The sequence below is a fragment of the Flavobacterium sp. FlaQc-28 genome (assembly GCF_044007415.1).
Classification (GTDB): Bacteria; Bacteroidota; Bacteroidia; order Flavobacteriales; family Flavobacteriaceae; genus Flavobacterium.
Genome location: NZ_JBIPCM010000002.1, coordinates 239,804 through 259,102 on the forward strand (window position 1 = coordinate 239,804; position 19,299 = coordinate 259,102).

Here is a 19,299-nt window from a genome sequence, read left to right on the forward strand (position 1 = left end):
ATAACATTAAATTGTTATTTCGGATTTTGCTTTTATGTTGTTTTTAGTTTTTGGGTTTGGAATTTAAAATATTGGAATTTGAAAAAAATGAAGATTTTTTTTCGTTTTATTTTTTTGAGCGGCTAAATTTTGGAATTTAGAAGTTATTTTTTGATTTTTTAAACAATTGTGTTGATAACTTAAGTGCTTTAAGTCGGAATTTTATGGGTATATAGTCCGCGTTTTTATATATTTGCGTGTTAGACAATAAATACATTTTTTAGAATAAATTATATGAGCGAAGAAATCAAGAAGAACAATTATTCAGCAGATAGTATTCAGGCATTAGAAGGAATGGAGCACGTAAGAATGCGTCCATCGATGTATATTGGAGATGTAGGGGTTCGAGGGCTGCACCATTTGGTTTATGAAGTTGTCGATAACTCAATTGATGAGGCGATGGGAGGACATTGTGATGCGATTAGTGTTGCAATAAACGAAGACGGCTCTGTAACAGTTGAGGATAACGGACGTGGTATTCCTGTTGATTTGCATAAAAAAGAAGGAGTTTCTGCACTAGAGGTTGTAATGACTAAAATTGGTGCCGGAGGTAAATTTGATAAAGATTCTTATAAGGTTTCTGGAGGTCTTCACGGTGTTGGGGTTTCTGTAGTAAACGCACTTTCGGTTCATATGAAATCGACAGTTTTTAGAGAAGGTAAAATTTACGAGCAGGAATACGAAAGAGGAAAATCTTTATATCCAGTTAAACAAATAGGAGAAACTGAAAAAAGAGGTACACGTCAGACTTTTTACCCTGATAATACCATTTTTACACAAACTACAGAGTTCTCGTATGATACTTTGTCAGCCCGTATGCGTGAGCTTTCTTTCTTGAATAAAGGAATTACAATTACGTTTACAGACAAAAGAGAAGTAGATGATAAAGGTGAATTTAAAAGCGAAGTATTTCATTCAACAGAAGGTCTTAAAGAATACATTCGTTATTTAGATGGTAACCGTGAGCCAATTATTTCTCACGTAATCAGTATGGATCACGATAAGGGTGAAATCCCTGTTGAGGTTGCCTTGATTTATAATACAAGTTATACAGAGAATATTTTTTCTTACGTAAATAATATCAATACACACGAAGGAGGGACTCACCTGCAAGGTTTTAGAAGTGGTTTAACAAGAACCCTTAAAAAATATGCAGATGCTTCTGGAATGTTAGATAAATTGAAATTCGAAATTGCAGGAGATGACTTCCGTGAAGGATTAACAGCTATTATTTCGGTAAAAGTTGCTGAGCCTCAATTCGAAGGGCAAACTAAAACAAAACTTGGAAACAGAGAGGTAGTTTCTCCAGTTTCTCAAGCTGTTGGAGAAATGTTAGAAAATTATTTGGAAGAAAATCCAAATGATGCAAAAGTAATTATCCAAAAAGTAATTTTAGCAGCTCAGGCACGTCACGCAGCGAAAAAAGCGCGTGAAATGGTACAGCGTAAAACTGTAATGGGCGGCGGTGGATTGCCAGGGAAATTATCTGATTGTTCAGAACAAGATCCTGCAAGATGTGAGGTTTATCTAGTCGAGGGAGATTCGGCTGGTGGAACAGCAAAACAAGGACGTGATCGTAACTTTCAGGCGATTTTACCATTACGTGGTAAAATCTTGAATGTGGAGAAAGCGATGCATCATAAGGTATTTGAAAACGAAGAGATTCGTAATATCTTTACAGCTTTAGGAGTTACAGTTGGAACTGCAGAAGACAGTAAAGCATTAAATCTTGAAAAACTAAGATACCACAAAGTAATCATCATGTGTGATGCCGATGTCGATGGTAGTCACATTTCTACCTTAATATTAACATTCTTCTTCCGTTTCATGAAAGAGCTTATTGAAGAAGGACACGTATATATTGCGGCACCACCTTTGTACTTAGTTAAAAAAGGACAAAAGAAAGAATATGCTTGGAACGATGTTCAACGTGATCAGGCGAATGAAAGAATGGGAGGAAGTGCAGCTATTCAACGTTATAAAGGTCTTGGAGAGATGAACGCAGAGCAGTTATGGGAAACAACTATGGATCCAAACTTTAGAACTTTACGTCAAGTAACTATCGATAGTTTAGCTGAGGCTGATCGAGTTTTTTCAATGTTAATGGGAGATGAAGTACCGCCGCGTAGAGAATTTATCGAGAAAAATGCAGTTTACGCAAATATTGATGCATAATAAAACAGAATAGAACCTTCAATTCGTTTAATTGTTTAAATTTACTTAAACGATTAAACGAATTGTTGATTTATAAATAAACAGATTAATAACCGATAAAGTAAAAAATATGAAAGTTACTATTGTAGGAGCAGGAAATGTTGGAGCTACATGTGCAGATGTTATCTCGTATAGAGGAATTGCAAGTGAAGTTGTATTGTTGGATATTAAAGAAGGTTTTGCTGAGGGTAAAGCTTTGGATATTATGCAATGCGCCACTAATACTGGTTTTAATACCAAAGTATCTGGTGTAACCAACGACTATTCTAAAACTGCAGGAAGTGATGTAGTTGTAATTACGTCAGGAATTCCAAGAAAACCAGGAATGACCAGAGAAGAATTAATAGGTATAAATGCCGGAATTGTAAAAACAGTTGCAGAAAATGTATTAAAACATTCTCCAAATACCATAATAGTTGTAGTTTCAAATCCTATGGATACTATGACTTATTTAGCTTTAAAAGCAACAGGTTTACCAAAAAATAGAATTATAGGTATGGGAGGTGCGTTAGACAGCTCTCGTTTTAGAACTTACCTTTCTCTTGCATTAGATAAACCTGCAAATGATGTTTCTGCTATGGTAATTGGCGGACACGGTGATACTACTATGATTCCATTAACGCGTTTAGCGTCTTATAACGGAATTCCAGTTTCGCAATTTCTTTCAGAAGAAGTATTGCAAAAAGTTGCTGCCGATACAATGGTTGGAGGAGCAACTCTTACAGGACTTTTAGGAACATCAGCTTGGTATGCGCCAGGAGCTTCTGTAGCGTACTTAGTAGATAGTATTTTAAACGACCAGAAAAAAATGATTGCTTGTTCTGTCTTTGTAGAAGGTGAGTATGGGCAAAACGACATTTGTATAGGAGTTCCGTGTATAATTGGTAAAAATGGAGTTGAAGAGATTGTTGATATTAAATTAAATGATCAAGAGAAAGCTTTATTTGCTAAAAGTGCAGATGCGGTTCGCAGCATGAATGACGCTTTAAAGTCGATTTTAGTATAAAGAATTTGATAAAAAAAGGAAAAGGCTGCACTTTTGCAGTCTTTTTTTTGAGATTAATTAATAAATAAATTGCTTAATCATTTCGAGAATTATATATTTGCTCGGTTTAAAAAAAATGTTGTAATTCGTGATCTCGATTTTTTAGTTTTAAAATCTCATGTCAGGGCTTATTTTTAGGGAATTTAGAACCAAAAACAAACAATAAAACATAATTAATTTTTAGTAATAATGCAGAATAAAGGACTTATTAAATTTTTCGCAATTCTATTTGCATTGGTAAGTATTTACCAACTATCATTCACTTTTGTGGCAAATAATGTCAAAAGTGAAGCTAAAGCTTTTGCAGGAGATAATCCTGATAAAGAGCTAAAATATTTAGATTCTATTGGTAAAGAAAAAGTTTTCAATCTTGGGTTTACGGATTTTACTTATAACGAAGTAAAAAACAAGCAACTTAACAAAGGTCTTGACTTAGAAGGAGGAATCAACGTAATTCTTCAAATTTCTATTAAAGATGTTTTAAAAGGATTAGCAAACAACTCTAAAAATCCAGTATTTAATAAATCTTTAGCAGATGCAAGTGCAAATGTAGAAGGAAATAAGACCTATTTAAATAAATTTTTTGAAGCTTTTGAAGCAAATTCAAAGGGAACTGTAAAGTTAGCTTCACCTGATATTTTTGCAAACAGAAGCTTGCAAGGTGATGGTGGTGTTGATTTTCAAATGACAGATGCACAAGTTCAAAAAGTAATCAAAAGAAAAGTTGATGAGTCTGTTGAAAGTGCTTATAAAGTATTAAGAGAGCGTATTGACAAATTTGGTGTAACACAACCAAATATCCAAAAATTAGGAGAAACAGGAAGAATCTTAGTAGAGCTTCCAGGTGCTAAAGACGTTGATAGAATTAAAAAATTATTAGGTGGAAAAGCTCAATTAGAGTTTTGGGAAACTTACAAAATCGAAGAAGTTGGTAACTTCTTAGTTGCTGCAAACGAAGCTTTAAAAAAGACTGAAGTTAAGAAGGTAGAAACTAAAGCTGTAGCTAAAGATTCATTGAATGCTTTATTAACAGATAATTCTAAAGATTCACTTGATACTAAAAAAGGAAACAATCCTTTATTTGATAAAATGATTGTTCAAGGTGGTGGTCCAGTTTTAGGATATTTTGCTACTAAAGATACTTCTGCTATCAACGGTTATTTTAAAAGACCAGAAATTAGAATTTTATTGGCTGCTGACCAACACAATGCAAAATTTGTTTGGAGCAAACCAACTACTATAAAAGATGCAAAAGCAAAAGATGTTGAAGCGGTAGAATTATACGCTTTAAAAGGAAACAGAGATAACGTTCCTGCAATGAGCGGTGGAGTTGTAACTGATGCAAAAGATACTTTTGACCAAATGGGTAAACCAGCTGTTTCTATGCAAATGAACAGTCAAGGGGCTAAAGTTTGGGAAGAACTAACAGGAAGAGCTTTTTCTCAAAAAGGTTATATTGCTATTGTTTTAGATAACATCGTTTATTCTGCGCCTGGTGTTACAAGTGGACCAATTGCTGGTGGAAGATCTGAAATTACAGGTTCTTTTGATGTTGCTGAAACTAAAGATTTAGCAAACGTATTAAATGCTGGTAAATTACCTGCGTCTGCAGATATTGTACAATCTACTGTAGTTGGACCATCTTTAGGTCAAGCAGCAATTGATGCTGGAACAATTTCAGCTGTATTAGGATTTTTATTAGTTTGTGTTTGGATGGTATTCTATTATGGTAAAGCAGGCTGGTATGCTAACTTAGCTTTATTATTAAACTTATTATTCTTATTCGGAATTATGGCAAGTTTTGGTTTTGTACTTACATTACCAGGTATTGCAGGTATCGTATTAACATTAGGTACTGCAGTAGATGCTAACATTATTATATACGAAAGAGCAAAAGAAGAATTGCGTGATGGAAAATCATTGTCTGAAGCTGTACTTGCTTCTTACGGATGGCACGGTGCAATGCGTTCTATTATCGATGCTAACGTTACACACGTTTTAACTGGAGCAATCTTGTTTATCTTTGGTACAGGACCAATTAAAGGTTTCGCTTTAACATTACTTATTGGTATCGTAACATCATTGTTTACATCAATCTTTATTGCAAGAATTTTTATTGACAAAAATATTGCAGAAAAAGCTGATTTAACTTTCTGTACAAATATTACTAAAAACTGGTTTACTAATTTCCACTTTGACTTTATTAAGGTTAAAAAATTCACTTACATCTTCTCTTCAATTGTTGTAATTGTAAGTTTAACTTCTATCTTCTTCGTTAACGGATTAGATGAAGGTGTTGATTTTGTTGGAGGAAGAACATTCCAAGTTAAATTTGAAAAACCAATCGATGCAACAGTAGTTTCAGATGAGTTATCTGCAGCTTTTGGAACTCCGGTTGAAGCTAAAATTTTAGGAGATGATGATCAATTGAAAATCACTACTAAATATAAAATTAAAGAAGATGGTGTAGCTATTGATGAAGAAGTAAATCAAAAATTATATGCTGCATTACAAAAGTATTACCCAAACACTTCTTACGATAAATTCATCAACTCTTTTGATGGTAAGAAAATTGGAGTTTTACAAGCTTCTAAAGTTGGGGCTTCTATCTCTGAAGATATTAAAACTAACTCATACTGGGCAGTTCTTGGTGCGATGGCAGTTATCTTCTTATACTTAATGGTTTCTTTCCGTAAATGGCAGTATTCATTAGGTGCGATTGCAGCTGTAGCGCATGACGTTATCTTTGTATTAGGAGTTTACTCTTTATGCTACAAATTCATGCCTTTCCACATGGAAATGGATCAGCACTTTATTGCAGCGATTCTTACTGTAATTGGTTACTCAATGAATGATACAGTAATTGTATTTGACAGGGTTAGAGAGTTTATCATTGGAAACCGTAAAGGTAGTTTCGAAGATATTGTAAACGCTTCTATTAATACTACATTATCAAGAACATTGAATACGTCATTAATGATGATTATTGTATTATTAACGATGTTTATCTTTGGTGGAGAGTCTATCAGAGGATTTATCTTTGCAATGTTAATTGGTATTATTGTAGGAACATATTCTTCATTATTTATCGCAACACCAGTATTGGTAGATACGATTTCAAATGATGAAAAACATACAATCGAAGACAAGCATAATAAAGCATAATTAATCGCTTAAATTATATTAAAAAAGATCCAGTGAAAGCTGGATCTTTTTTTTTTGCTGCTCTAGATATAGTTTTAGGTTTAGAAAATTATTTTTTGATATTTACAGTGCTTAAAAGCTAAAGGATTGATCTCGACTTTTTCGTGTTCTTAATTGTGGATTACGATATAAGTTGGGAAGTAGAGAATAGGCTTTATGAATGTGTTTTAGTAAAATAAAGTACTATGCGTCTAGGATGTAAAAACATAAGGTTTGCTTTTCTTATTGTTTCTCTGCTTTCTTTTCCTTAGAAAAGAACGAAAATAATAATTAGAGTATAAACAGGAGGTTAAATGTATTTTGAATGCGAGGCTGAGCAGAAACAAAGTGAGTTGCAATAAAGAAATTTCGAGATTGATTTTTTGTAGCTGTTATAAATAAAAAGTCCAGTATTTATTAGATACTGGACTTTTTACTATAAAATATTTTATGTTTAATTATGAAGCTGCTAAAGGATTTCTTTGTGCTCTAATAATGAAGAATAGACCAATTATGATAAAAGGAATACTCAACCATTGTCCTGTTGAGAAAAGGCCTAATTCGTTCTCAAAACCGCCTTGGCTTTCTTTTACAAACTCAACTATAAAACGTACAACGAATAAAAGCACTAAAAACAATCCGAATAAATATCCTGATTTAAGTCTTGCATTAGTTTTCCAGTACAAGAAAAATAAGATTGCAAATACAAATACATAACAAAATGCTTCGTACAATTGTGTTGGGTGTTTTGCAGGCACTTGTGCTAATAAATTAGCAAATTTTGGATCTGTTGCAATTGCAGTGTAAGCGTCTTTTGGATTTGCGATTTGTGTAGCGTTTACAGCTTCACCTTTACTAAATTGATCATGTAAAAAACGAATTCCAAAAGGAGACGTGGTTTCGTGACCGATGATTTCAGAATTCATGAAGTTTCCTAAACGAACAAAAATAGCGCCGCTCGCAACTGGAATAACAACACGGTCTAAAATCCATAATAATGGACGTTTTAGGATCATTTTGCTGTAATAGTACATGGCAATGATAATCGAAATTGCAGCGCCATGACTCGCTAAACCTTGAAATCCTGTAAACTCAAATTTAGGCTCAAATTTAACAGGTAAAAAGATTTCAAGTAAATGATTTCTAAAATATTCCCAATCATAGAATAATACATGACCTAAACGTGCTCCAATTAAAGTGGCTAAAACAGTCCAAACAAATAAAGAATCTAGCTTGTCAATTGGTTCGTTTTCGCGTTCGAAAATCTTTTTCATGATAAACCATCCTAAACCAAAAGCAATTACAAACATTAAACTGTAATAACGAATCATAAAGAATCCTAAATCTATTCCCTCTGAAGGATTCCAAATGATATTTAAGGCATGTGTCATATGTTAAGAGTTTTTGTTTTTTTGTAAAAATAAATATTTAAAACAGAGTAAGTCTTTATTTAAAGTTAATGTTTGTGCGAGCATTTTTTCTCAGGAACTGGGTCGTAACCTGATCTTCCCCACGGATGACAGCTTAAAATTCGTTTCATTCCTAAATATCCGCCATAAAATAGTCCGTGCGTTTGTAATGCCTGAATCATGTAACTGGAACACGTTGGTTCAAATCGGCATGCAGCAGGTGTAAAAGGTGATATCGCTGTTTGATAAAAGCGTACCAATAATACAAACGGATATATTAGAATTTTTGAAAACATATTTTTAGTAATCAGTGATCAGTATTTAGCAATCAGTTTAAATCTGAATACTTTAAACTTATTACTGAACACTTCGTTTTTAAATACTAAAAGAAGTACCTTCTTTTCCATCCTTTAATTGAATTCCTAAAGCAATCAATTGATCACGAATTTGGTCAGAAAGAGCAAAGTTTTTATCTGCACGAGCTTGATTTCTCATACCAATAAGCATATTTACGGTTCCCTCTAATTTGTCATTATTGCCGTCAGCACCTTTTTCACTGCTTAAGCCTAAAACATCAAAAACAAAACCATTAACGGTAGAAGTTAAAGTTTTTAAATCATCTTCAGAGATCGTTTCTTTTCCTTCTTTAAGCAGGTTAATATATCGAACAGCTTCAAATAATTGTGCAATTAAAATTGGAGTGTTAAAATCGTCATTCATCGCATCATAGCACAATTGTCTCCAAGAAGCAATATCTAACGAGCTTGTCATGCTGACTTTGATTTCTGATAAAGAATCAACAGCTTCCATTAATCTTTTGTATCCTTTTTCGGCAGCCACAATTGCATCATCAGAAAAGTCAAGAATACTTCTGTAATGTGCTTGTAACATGAAAAAACGTGTTACAGATGCTGAAAAAGGTTTGCTTAGAATATTGTTTTCTCCGCTTAAGATCTCTCCCGGTAAAATATTATTTCCTGTAGATTTTGCCATTTTCTTACCATTTAAGGTAAGCATATTAGCGTGCATCCAATAATTTACTGGTGACTGACCTGTGCAGGCTTCATTTTGAGCAATTTCACATTCGTGATGAGGGAATTTTAAATCCATTCCACCGCCGTGAATGTCAAAGTGATTTCCAAGATATTTGGTACTCATTGCTGTACATTCTAAGTGCCAGCCAGGAAAACCATCGCTCCAAGGCGAAGGCCATCTCATAATATGTTCTGGTTCTGCTTTTTTCCAAAGAGCAAAATCCTGTGGGTTTCTCTTATCTGACTGTCCATCAAGATCACGAGTGTTAGCAAGCATATCTTCGATATTTCTGCCGCTTAAGATACCATAATTGTTGGTTTCGTTATATTTAACAACATCAAAATAAACAGATCCATTGGCTTCATATCCAATCCCTTTATCAATAATTTTCTTGATGATTTCAATCTGTTCAATTATGTGACCCGTTGCAGTTGGCTCAATACTTGGAGGTAAAAAGTTAAAAGCTTTTAGAATGTTATGAAAATCAACAGTATATCGCTGTACAATTTCCATAGGTTCTAATTGCTCTAAACGTGCTTTTTTAGCAATTTTATCTTCACCTTCATCAACATCATCTACAATATGACCAACATCTGTAATATTACGAACGTAACGAACTTTGTAATCAAGATGTAGAAAATACCTGAAAATAACGTCAAAAGACATAAAAGTCCTTACGTTTCCTAAATGTACATTACTATAAACCGTTGGTCCGCAAACATACATTCCAACATTTCCTTCATGGATTGGTTTGAAATTTTCTTTTTCACCCGAAAGTGAATTGTATATTTTTAAGGGTTGACTGTTATATAGTGGCATATTTGATATTGCTGTTTATTTGTTATTTGTTTAATCGTTTCACCGTTTATTTGTTAAATCTGAAATTCAAAAAAATGATATAACGATTTAATAAATAAACGATTTAACAAATATTTAAAACTGAGTTTCTAGTTTAATGTAGTCAAGAAATTCTCTTTTTGTTTGAGGATCTTTGAATTTCCCACCAAATTCAGACGTTACAGTGCTGCTTTCGATATCTTTGATTCCTCTTGAGTTTACGCAAAGATGTTTAGCATCGATAACGCAGGCAACATCTTCTGTTCCTAAAGCTTTTTGAAGTTCTTGAACAATCTGCATTGTTAAACGCTCTTGAACCTGAGGTCTTTTGGCATAATATTCAACAATACGATTCATTTTTGATAAGCCAATAACTCTTCCGCTTGAAATATAAGCAACGTGAGCGCGCCCGATAATTGGCAGTAAATGGTGTTCGCAGGTAGAATAAACAGTGATGTTTTTTTCAACAAGCATTTCACCGTATTTGTAATTATTGTCAAAAGTTGAAGCTTTTGGCTGTTTTGAAGGATTAAGACCTCCAAAAATTTCTTTTACAAACATTTTTGCAACTCGGTTTGGAGTGCCTTTTATGCTGTCATCTGTCAAATCCATTCCAAGAGTTTGGAGAATGTTTTCAACATCTTTTTTAATTTTTTCTATTTTTTCGTCATCGCTTAAGTCGAAAGCATCCTCTCTTAGAGGGTTTTTTGCATTACTGCTGAAATGACTGTCACCTATTTCGTCTAAAAAATCTTCGTTGTTTATCATTAAAAACTACTATTATAATGGGTATATCTTTTTAAGGCGGTAAAGATAATTAATAAATAGGAAACCTTTTCTATCGTTTTTATTATTTAATCGATCCTTTTAAGATATAGTTTAAATAAAGACTAAATCAGTATGGTGCTAAAACATAAAAGACAATAACTTAGATGGTTATTGTCTTTTAAAAGGATTGTATTTTATGATTTTATTTTTTATTGTAAACTAAAAGAGCTTCTTTTAAAATATTTACAGCAGTAATTAAATCTTTTTTATTTAGTACATAAGCTATTCTTACCTGATTCAATCCCATTCCCGGCGTAGAATAAAATCCGGCAGCAGGAGCAACCATAACCGTTTCGCCGTTTAAATCATAGCTTTCTAAAAGCCATTGAGCAAAATCATCGGCGTTGTCAATTGGCAATTGAGCAATGCAGTAAAAAGCACCTTTAGGTTTGGTAATCATTACGCCTTCGATTTTATTTAATTCATTGATTAAAGTATCACGACGTTCCTTGTATTCAGAGATAACTTCATCAAAATAACTTTGCGGAGTATCGATCGCAGCTTCACAGGCAATTTGTTCAATTGTTGGCGGGCTTAAACGTGCTTGAGCAAATTTCATTACCGTTGCCAGTACTTCTTTGTTTTTAGTAACCAAACAGCCAATTCTTGCGCCGCACATACTGTAGCGTTTTGAAACTGAATCGACCATAATTACATTTTGCTGTACATCTTCAAGATTCATTACAGAATAGTGAATGTCATCGCCATCGTATAAAAACTCACGATAAACCTCGTCAGCAATTAAATAGAGATCGTATTTTTTAATTAAACCTGCTAATTGTTTAATTTCAGTTTCTGAATATAAATATCCTGTTGGATTACCTGGATTACAAATTAAAATTGCTTTCGTTTTTGGCGTAATCAACTTTTCAACTTCTTCGATACTTGGTAATGCAAACGCCGTTTCGATAGTCGAAACAAGCGGCACTACTGTTGCACTTGTAGAAGAAGCAAATGCATGATAATTAGCGTAAAAAGGTTCTGGGATGATGATTTCATCTCCCGGATCTGTAATTGTGGCCAACGCAAACAATAAGGCTTCAGAACCACCAGTAGTTACAATGATGTCTTCTGAGTTAACGTTTACATTTTGGCGTTGGTAAAATTTTGCTAATTTTTTTCTGTAACTTTCATATCCAGCAGATGGGCTGTATTCTATAATAGTTCTGTCAATATTTTTTACCGCCTCGATGGCCACTTCGGGTGTCTTGATATCCGGTTGACCAATGTTTAAATGATACACTTTGTGTCCTTTTTGCTTTGCTAAATCAGCATAAGGAGCAAGCTTGCGTATCGGAGATTCGGGCATGTTTCTGCCTTTGTTAGAAATTGTTGGCATGAGATTTATTATTGAAGTGCAAATTTGCATTTTTTTTTCGAATTTAACGTAAACAATACAAGTACTTATGAAAATGTAACAATTATAAATATATTTAGTAATTTTATAATAAAATATTGTCAATGAAAAAATATATTATGTTGTTTTTTGGGTTATTCATATCTTTTAACCTGCTGGCTCAAGATAATTTCATAATTCAAAACAATAGTAAAAAGGTAGTTGTTCCCTTTCAATTGATAAATAACCTCATTTTTATTCCGATTAAAGTAAACGGAATAGAACTTAATTTTCTTTTAGATTCTGGTGTTGAAGAAACTATTCTTTTCAGTATGGATGAAATGCAGGAAGTTAAATTTAATAATGTCCAGAAAATAAAACTTAGAGGACTTGGCGCCGAAGAAGAAATAGAAGGACTTAAATCAACCAATAATACATTAGAAACACATGGATTAAAATCAGAAAATCACATGCTGTATGTTATTTTAGATCAAGGTTTTAATTTGTCATCACATATTGGTATTCCCGTTAATGGAATTATTGGCTATAAGTTTTTTAAAAACAACATTGTTGAAGTGAATTACGTAAGAAAGAAAATTACGGTTTACGACAACAAAAAAGAGATTCAAAAAAAGCTGGACACAAAATTTGAAGCAATTCCAATTACAATAGAAAGATCTAAACCCTATATTAATGCTTCGGCTGTTTTAGACAGCATTAATATTCCTGCGAAACTGCTTATTGATATTGGCAATAGTGATGCTTTTTGGGTTTTTGAAAACAATAAAATTAAGCTTCCAGAAAAGAATTTTCCTGATTTTTTAGGAAAAGGATTTAGCGGAGATATTGAAGGTCATCGGGCTAGAATTAAGAGTTTTTCGATTGCCGATTTTAATTTTAAAAAACCAATTGTTGCTTTTCCTGATTCTTCATCTATTCGAAATGTAAAGATGGTTCCAGGAAGAGTTGGATCTGTAGGCGGAGAGATTTTAAAAAGGTTTACTTTGGTAATGGATTATACAGACCGAAAGATATATCTTAAAAAGAACAATAAATTCGCTGAGCCTTTTACTTATAATAAAAGCGGAATTACTGTTCAGCATAATGGTTTGCAATGGGTTCAGGAAACAGTGCATCTGGAAACCGTTAAGCTTGCTTCAACAGTAAGTGATATCGAAAAGAATGAAGGCGGAGGAGGAGGAAATTTTAGATATAAATTTTTATTGAAACCGGTTTTTGAGATTGTTAATATTCGGAAAAACTCGGCAGCTGAAAAGTGCGGACTTCAAAAAGGAGATATTATCATAAGTATTAATGGAGACAGACCTTATAAGTTTACGTTGCAGCAGATAAATCATCTTTTAAAATCAGAGGAAGATATATTTATTAATCTAGAAGTAGAGAGAAATAGTCTTGTTTTAAAGTTTCGATTTAGGCTCGAAGATGAGTTGTAATTTTATTTTTGGTGTAAATTATCATTGTATAGAAAGCTAAAATTAATCAGAATTTTATGTTTTTTTTGGCAAGTGTTTTATTATTTGTAAGTTTAACCAAAATAATAATATATGACCAAAAACTACGTTAAATTCTTACAAATACCACTTATTTTTGTTTTTTTACTTGTTTTACCTTCAGGAATACATGCACAATGTGCAGGAGATGATGCACAAAAAGTAATTTGTGATATCTATAATCCAGTTTACAAATCTATATCATTATTTTCCCTATTGGGAGGTACTCCAACCCCAGGCGGAACTTGGACTGATGATGATAATTCGAAAGGACTTAACACTGCTACCGGAGAATTAAACGGACAACTTATAAGAAGCGGCGGTGTTTATCATTATACTTATACTGTTGCAAATGCAGCCGGCTGTATTGATGATAAAGCTACTGTAACCATTACAATAGGTGCCTATGCTGGAGTGCCGGCTCCTTTTGCTACTGTGTGCAGTTCAAAGAAAACATTTAATCTTTTTACAGCATTTAATAGTACAGTGATGGGACCTCATTCAAACGGAACTTGGACAGATAGTGCAGGAAGAGCTGTTGGAGCATCAATTCCCATTACAGGACTAGAAGGATCATTTCAGTTTACATACACCGTACCAGCTGTAATTGCTTGTTCGCCAGTTGCTCCAACTTCTACAGTAACAGTAACAATTTTTAGAGCTCCCCAAGCTGGAGAAGGACAAGAGTTGGTACTTTGCGGGACTACAGGTTTGGCAGGTTATACAGATTTAGATTTACAGACTGTACTAACAAAAGAAGAAAGCGGAGGGGAATGGAGAGGTGTTGGTTTAACTTCACTTCAAGATAATACCGTAAATCTGCAAGAAGTATTTGATACTAACGGACCTGGAACTTACAATTATACGTATACGGTTTTAGCTTATCCTAGTAATACAATATGTCCAGATGAAACTTCGGTTATTAGTATTGTACTAGAAAAACAGCTTGATTTTACAGGAGCAAAACTTATTGTAGAATCAGATATTTGCGAAGATAAGATTATAACAGCAGTTTATTCAGCGAAAATTACACAAGGTCTTCAGGTAATTCCAGATGGAGAATACGAAATTACATTTGCAGTTTCTGGACCAAATGGAGGAGTAGAAACTATAAAAGCAAACTTTGTAAATGGAGAAGTTACTTTTCCAGTAAAATCGTCTTATTTCAGGCAAGTCGGGATTTTTAGAATGACTGTTACCAATATTATTTCAACAATAAGCAGAAAAGCTTGTGCAAATATTGTCACTGATTTATTTTATGACTTAAAAATTAATCCACTGCCTCGCTTAGATGATGCCATATTAACACCAAATCCAACTTGTCAAAATAAAGAGGCAGCAGTAGATCTTTCAAATGCTGAACAATTAGCCGATGGACCATATACTATTATATATAATTTATCAGGAGGCAACAAAGCAACGGGACAAACAGCAAATATTATTGTTACAGGCGGAACAGCAAATTTTAAAATTCCTGCGGGATTGAATATAAAAAGCGGCGTTTCAAAAATCACCATAATCAGAATTACAAATATGACTACAGGCTGCACAAATGGAGTAAATCTTCAAGGAGATTTAATTATTAATCCATTACCAGCTGCAATTACTATAAAAGTATTGGCTAATGACAAATGTTTTAATGAACCCGTTCCTGTGGCTGTTTCAGGATTAGGAAATCTAACTGCTGCAACACTTTCTTATATGCTTTCTGATAGTAATTCTTCAACATTGCAAACCGTGGTTTTAAATGTTGTAAATGGAAATGCTGACTTTTTTATTCCAGTAAATTTATTAGCTAATACAGGTACTACGGTAATTTCAGCAAGTAATTTGATGAATAATACGACTTTATGCGATGTTAGTTTGAATAATGTATCAGATGGTTTTTTTGTAAATCCTATTCCGTCGGCTCCAACAGTAAATAATCTGCAGACATTTTGTAAAGTTGATGGTGCAACTATTACAAATTTAACGCCGCGAGGATCTCAATATAAATGGTACGTTTCTCAAACAGCGGCAACACCGCTTGCAGATACGTATGTTTTAAAAACAGAAAATCTTTATGTAAGAGAAACTTCCTCTGCAAATTGTACATCGGCGCCAACTGCAGTTTCAATAGTAGTAAATGACACGCCGGCACCAGTTTTAAATTCGGGAGGAGCAGATTTTTGCGGCTTAAAAAATCCAACTATTTCAGATTTATCAAAAGCGACAAATGTGTCATCAACCGTTACTTGGTATGATGCGAAAGAAAACGGAAACCTATTAAAATCAACAACTTTATTAGTTCATAATGCTGTTTATTACGGATATGATTTGTCGACAATTACAGATTGTATTTCGGATAATTATTTAGAAGTAGCAGTCTCATTAAAAGATTGTGATGCTTCAGAATTTGATTTTTTTATTCCTGACGGATTTTCGCCAAATGGAGATAATGTAAATGATACTTTTAGGATTCCTGATATTGAATTTTTGTACCCAGATTATTCACTTGAAATTTTCAATAGATATGGAAATGTAATGTTTAAAGGAAATATAAATAAACCCAATTGGGATGGAAGAAATTCTGAATCGGCTGGTTTTGGAGATGGAATAGCAGCTAACGGAGTCTATTTTTATATTATCAATTTCAATAAAGATAATAAACCTCCTAAACAAGGACGTCTTTACCTAAATCGATAATTTCTTTTTACATTCTTTAACCTAGTTTTCAAATGAAAAAAATAATACTTCTTATTAGTTTTCTATATATAACATCCGTTTCAGCACAGCAAGATCCAGAATATACGCATTATATGTACAATATGAGTATCGTAAATCCAGCATATGCAACAGGTGTTGCTGCAATGATGAATTTTGGCGGACTTTACAGAACACAGTGGGTTGGAGCAGTTGGAGCCCCAAAAACATTTACCTTTTTTGCACATAGTGCAATAACCGATAAAGTTGAAGCAGGAATTTCATTTGTTTCTGATGATATTGGTGATGGTGCTAAAAAAGAAAACAATGTTTATGCTGATTTTGCTTATGTCTTAAATTTAGCAGGAAAAAATAAATTATCGCTTGGGCTTAAAGCAGGATTTTCGTCTATGCAGACGAACTTTAATGGGTTTCGATTTGCAGATCCTCAAACTGATTTTGCTTTCGCAGAAAACATAAACGCCACTAAACCTAACATTGGTGTAGGAGCATATTATTTCAGAGACAATTTATATGTAGGATTGTCAGTTCCTAATTTATTAAAATCAAAATATGTTGAAGAAAAATCTGGAATAAACGCTTTTGGTTCAGAAGCGATACATACTTTTTTGACTGCAGGTTATGTTTTTCAAGTTAACGACAGATTGAAATTAAAACCCGCATTTATGTCCAAATTTGTAGCAGGAGCCCCAATTACATTGGATATTACAGCCAACGTTTTGTATAACGAGAAATTTGAATTTGGTGCAGCTTATAGAATAGATGATTCAGTAAGTGCGTTGTTCAATATCAATGTCACACCTTCATTGAGAGTGGGGTATGCTTACGATTATACATTGTCGAATTTAGGGCAGTTTAATTCTGGAACCCACGAAATTATGCTTCTATTCGACTTAGACCTATTAGGAAAAGGATATGACAAATCACCAAGATTCTTCTAAAATGAAAAATATGAAAAAACTACTCGTTATTATATTCGTATTTTCAATACAGTTTATAAGTGCCCAAGATCAAGAATTAAGTAGAGCAAAACGTTTTTTTGACAAAACATATTACAGCGAATCTATCATTTTATATGAAAAATTAGCCGAAGAAAAACCATCGCAAGAGGTTATTAAAAACTTAGCCGATTCTTATTTTTATACCAATGACTTAGTAAAAGCACAACGCTATTATCGTTTATTGATCAAAAGCTATAGCAATAATTTAGATCAAGAATATTATTTTAGATATGCACAGACATTAAAAGCAACCAATAATTATGATGAAGCGAATACTTTTTTAAAGGAATATTATTCAAAATCTACCAATGCAGAAGATCTTGCTTCTTTCGAAAAAGAGCAGAAAACACTAGAAAATGTTACCGCAATAGGCAAACGATTTGAGATTAAAAACCTAGCCGTAAATACTCCAAATTCTGAGTTTGGAGCTGTAAAATATGGTGAGAATTTGATATTTGCCGCTGTAAAATTAAAACCGGGTTTATTTGATAAAAAATACAAATGGGATAATGAAACCTATTTAAATTTGGTAACAATTTCTTTAAAAAACAGTAATTCAGCAGATTCTCTGACACATTATTTTGCCAATGAATTACGAACAGGAATGCATGAATCTAATGCCGTTTTTACAAAAGATGGTAAAACCATTTATTTTACCCGAAATAATTCTAAAAAAAGAAAGAAAAAGAAAGATGAGAATAAAATTTCAAATCTTCAGATTTTTAAAGCAGAATTAGTTGACGGAAAATGGACAAATATTACATCGCTTCCATTCAACAGTCCAAACTATTCAGTAGAACATCCAGCTTTAAGTGCTGATGAAAAAGTATTGTATTTTGCTTCTGATATGCCCGGAACTTTAGGATCTTTTGATATTTATTCTGTAAATATAAACGAAGGCGCATTTGATGCTCCGAAGAATCTTGGACCCGTAATTAATACAGCTAAAAGAGAACAATTTCCTTTTGCATCAGCAGATAACAAACTTTATTTTTCTTCAGATGGACATTTAGGTTATGGATCGCTGGATGTTTTTGCAGCAGATATTAATGGCTATGAATATACGAAACCAATAAATATTGGATTGCCGTTAAATTCAAATCTAGATGATTTTGCTTTTAATATTGATAGCAGCAAAGAAGGATATTTTGCTTCAAATAGAGAAGGAGGAAAAGGAAACGATGATATTTATTGGTTTAAAGAAATTAAAGACTTAATTGTAGAAGACTGCAAACAGTTGATAGCAGGAATTATTACAGATGTAGATACAAAATTGGCTTTAGAAAATGCAACCGTAATTTTGCAAGATTTAGAAAATAAAAACCTAAATACAATTACAACTTCGGCAGATGGAAAATTTAGTTTTACAGTTTCTTGTGAAGCTTCGTATAAAATTAGCGCGTTTAAAGAAAACTACACCAACGCTTCTAAAATCTTGACTTTAGATAAAACAAGAAATAAAACAAACGATGCGTCATTAGGTTTAAAATCTTTGGAAGTTATTAAACAGGAAGAAAAGCTGATTGCTGAAAATAAAAGAAAACAAGAACTTATTATAGAAGAAGATAATAAGAAAAAAGCAGCACTTGCGGCACTTGAATTGAAACAAAGAGAGAAAAAAGCAAAAGAAGAAGCTGTTGTTGCAGCCGAAGTGAAAAAGAATGAAAAAGTAAAGCAAATCTTAGCTCAGGAAAAAGATGTTATAAAAGACAATAAAGACAGATTGATTATTAAAACAGATCCTATTTATTTTGATTACGATTTATGGTATATCCGAAAAGAATCTAAAGTAGTTTTGAGCAGAGTTGTTGAACTAATGAAGAAATATCCAGATATGGTTGTTGAAATTGGATCGCACACTGACTCACGCGGAAATTTGAAGTATAATGAAGATTTGTCTCAAAAAAGAGCCAATTCGACCAGAGAATTTATAATCGAATCAGGAATCAATCCAAAAAGAATTCAAGCAAAAGGATATGGAGAATCTGTTCCAATTGTAAAATGTAAAACAGACGAAGCATGTTCAGAAGAAGAACATGAATTAAACAGAAGATCTGAATTTGTAATTAAGAATTTATAGAGTCGAAATTCGTATAAAATTCTTTCACTTGATTTCTTTTTTATTAATTTTATACAATAACCTTGATTAAAATATTGA

At 33.0% G+C, this 19,299-nt stretch carries 12 protein-coding genes; 7 read left to right on the plus strand and 5 right to left on the minus strand.

Annotated elements, in window-relative coordinates:
* The first annotated feature begins 273 nt into the window (after positions 1-273).
* The 3 genes from gyrB to secDF all read left to right on the plus strand — a co-directional run bounded on the left by gyrB (position 274) and on the right by secDF (position 6,463).
* Positions 274-2,214, plus strand: coding sequence for a DNA topoisomerase (ATP-hydrolyzing) subunit B (gyrB, locus tag ACHRVL_RS06935; RefSeq protein WP_089055238.1), 1,941 nt, complete (start codon positions 274-276; stop codon positions 2,212-2,214).
* A 109-nt stretch (positions 2,215-2,323) separates the two neighbouring features.
* Positions 2,324-3,259 carry a malate dehydrogenase gene (gene mdh / locus ACHRVL_RS06940; protein WP_089055237.1) on the plus strand — a complete coding sequence of 312 codons (936 nt, stop codon included), beginning with the start codon at positions 2,324-2,326 and terminating at the stop codon, positions 3,257-3,259.
* Between the two features lie 228 nt (positions 3,260-3,487).
* Positions 3,488-6,463, plus strand: coding sequence for a protein translocase subunit SecDF (secDF, locus tag ACHRVL_RS06945; RefSeq protein WP_395411415.1), 2,976 nt, complete (start codon positions 3,488-3,490; stop codon positions 6,461-6,463).
* A 476-nt stretch (positions 6,464-6,939) separates the two neighbouring features.
* Here the strand turns inward: secDF and lgt are convergent, their stop codons facing one another.
* From lgt to ACHRVL_RS06970, 5 genes are all read right to left on the minus strand, one after another.
* A complete protein-coding gene (gene lgt, locus ACHRVL_RS06950; protein WP_395411417.1) occupies positions 6,940-7,872 on the minus strand; it encodes a prolipoprotein diacylglyceryl transferase in 933 nt (310 codons plus the stop codon).
* Positions 7,873-7,937: 65 nt separating this feature from the next.
* Positions 7,938-8,186: a membrane protein insertion efficiency factor YidD gene (gene yidD, locus ACHRVL_RS06955; protein WP_395411419.1), complete on the minus strand. Its 249-nt coding sequence runs from the start codon at positions 8,184-8,186 to the stop codon at positions 7,938-7,940.
* A gap of 79 nt (positions 8,187-8,265) precedes the next feature.
* The gene (cysS, locus tag ACHRVL_RS06960) at positions 8,266-9,744 is read right to left on the minus strand and encodes a cysteine--tRNA ligase (protein ID WP_395411420.1); all 1,479 of its coding nucleotides are present in this window, start codon (positions 9,742-9,744) and stop codon (positions 8,266-8,268) included.
* A 114-nt stretch (positions 9,745-9,858) separates the two neighbouring features.
* Complete coding sequence (gene folE / locus ACHRVL_RS06965) at positions 9,859-10,530, minus strand: GTP cyclohydrolase I FolE (protein WP_129025852.1); 672 nt, start codon at positions 10,528-10,530, stop codon at positions 9,859-9,861.
* A 202-nt stretch (positions 10,531-10,732) separates the two neighbouring features.
* On the minus strand, positions 10,733-11,929 hold the full coding sequence (locus tag ACHRVL_RS06970; RefSeq protein ID WP_395411423.1) for a pyridoxal phosphate-dependent aminotransferase: 1,197 nt from the start codon (positions 11,927-11,929) through the stop codon (positions 10,733-10,735).
* A 122-nt stretch (positions 11,930-12,051) separates the two neighbouring features.
* Between ACHRVL_RS06970 and ACHRVL_RS06975 the strand changes: the two genes are divergently transcribed.
* The 4 genes from ACHRVL_RS06975 to ACHRVL_RS06990 all read left to right on the plus strand — a co-directional run bounded on the left by ACHRVL_RS06975 (position 12,052) and on the right by ACHRVL_RS06990 (position 19,221).
* Entirely contained in the window at positions 12,052-13,380 is a 1,329-nt protein-coding gene (locus ACHRVL_RS06975) for an aspartyl protease family protein (RefSeq protein WP_395411425.1), read from the plus strand.
* 111 nt (positions 13,381-13,491) lie between these two features.
* Positions 13,492-16,122 (plus strand): gliding motility-associated C-terminal domain-containing protein, encoded by a 2,631-nt coding sequence (locus ACHRVL_RS06980; protein WP_395411427.1) that lies wholly within the window; start codon positions 13,492-13,494, stop codon positions 16,120-16,122.
* Positions 16,123-16,154: 32 nt separating this feature from the next.
* Entirely contained in the window at positions 16,155-17,081 is a 927-nt protein-coding gene (locus ACHRVL_RS06985; protein WP_395411429.1) for a type IX secretion system membrane protein PorP/SprF, read from the plus strand.
* A 10-nt stretch (positions 17,082-17,091) separates the two neighbouring features.
* Positions 17,092-19,221 carry an OmpA family protein gene (locus tag ACHRVL_RS06990; protein ID WP_395411431.1) on the plus strand — a complete coding sequence of 710 codons (2,130 nt, stop codon included), beginning with the start codon at positions 17,092-17,094 and terminating at the stop codon, positions 19,219-19,221.
* Positions 19,222-19,299: the final 78 nt, after the last annotated feature.

Bases quoted from the DNA above. Each gene is read 5' to 3' on its own strand.
- gyrB (WP_089055238.1), top strand. From the start codon at position 274: ATGAGCGAAGAAATCAAGAAGAACAATTATTCAGCAGATAGTATTCAG.
- mdh (WP_089055237.1), top strand. From the start codon at position 2,324: ATGAAAGTTACTATTGTAGGAGCAGGAAATGTTGGAGCTACATGTGCA.
- secDF (WP_395411415.1), top strand. From the start codon at position 3,488: ATGCAGAATAAAGGACTTATTAAATTTTTCGCAATTCTATTTGCATTG.
- lgt (WP_395411417.1), bottom strand. From the start codon at position 7,872: ATGACACATGCCTTAAATATCATTTGGAATCCTTCAGAGGGAATAGAT.
- yidD (WP_395411419.1), bottom strand. From the start codon at position 8,186: ATGTTTTCAAAAATTCTAATATATCCGTTTGTATTATTGGTACGCTTT.
- cysS (WP_395411420.1), bottom strand. From the start codon at position 9,744: ATGCCACTATATAACAGTCAACCCTTAAAAATATACAATTCACTTTCG.
- folE (WP_129025852.1), bottom strand. From the start codon at position 10,530: ATGATAAACAACGAAGATTTTTTAGACGAAATAGGTGACAGTCATTTC.
- ACHRVL_RS06970 (WP_395411423.1), bottom strand. From the start codon at position 11,929: ATGCCAACAATTTCTAACAAAGGCAGAAACATGCCCGAATCTCCGATA.
- ACHRVL_RS06975 (WP_395411425.1), top strand. From the start codon at position 12,052: ATGAAAAAATATATTATGTTGTTTTTTGGGTTATTCATATCTTTTAAC.
- ACHRVL_RS06980 (WP_395411427.1), top strand. From the start codon at position 13,492: ATGACCAAAAACTACGTTAAATTCTTACAAATACCACTTATTTTTGTT.
- ACHRVL_RS06985 (WP_395411429.1), top strand. From the start codon at position 16,155: ATGAAAAAAATAATACTTCTTATTAGTTTTCTATATATAACATCCGTT.
- ACHRVL_RS06990 (WP_395411431.1), top strand. From the start codon at position 17,092: ATGAAAAAACTACTCGTTATTATATTCGTATTTTCAATACAGTTTATA.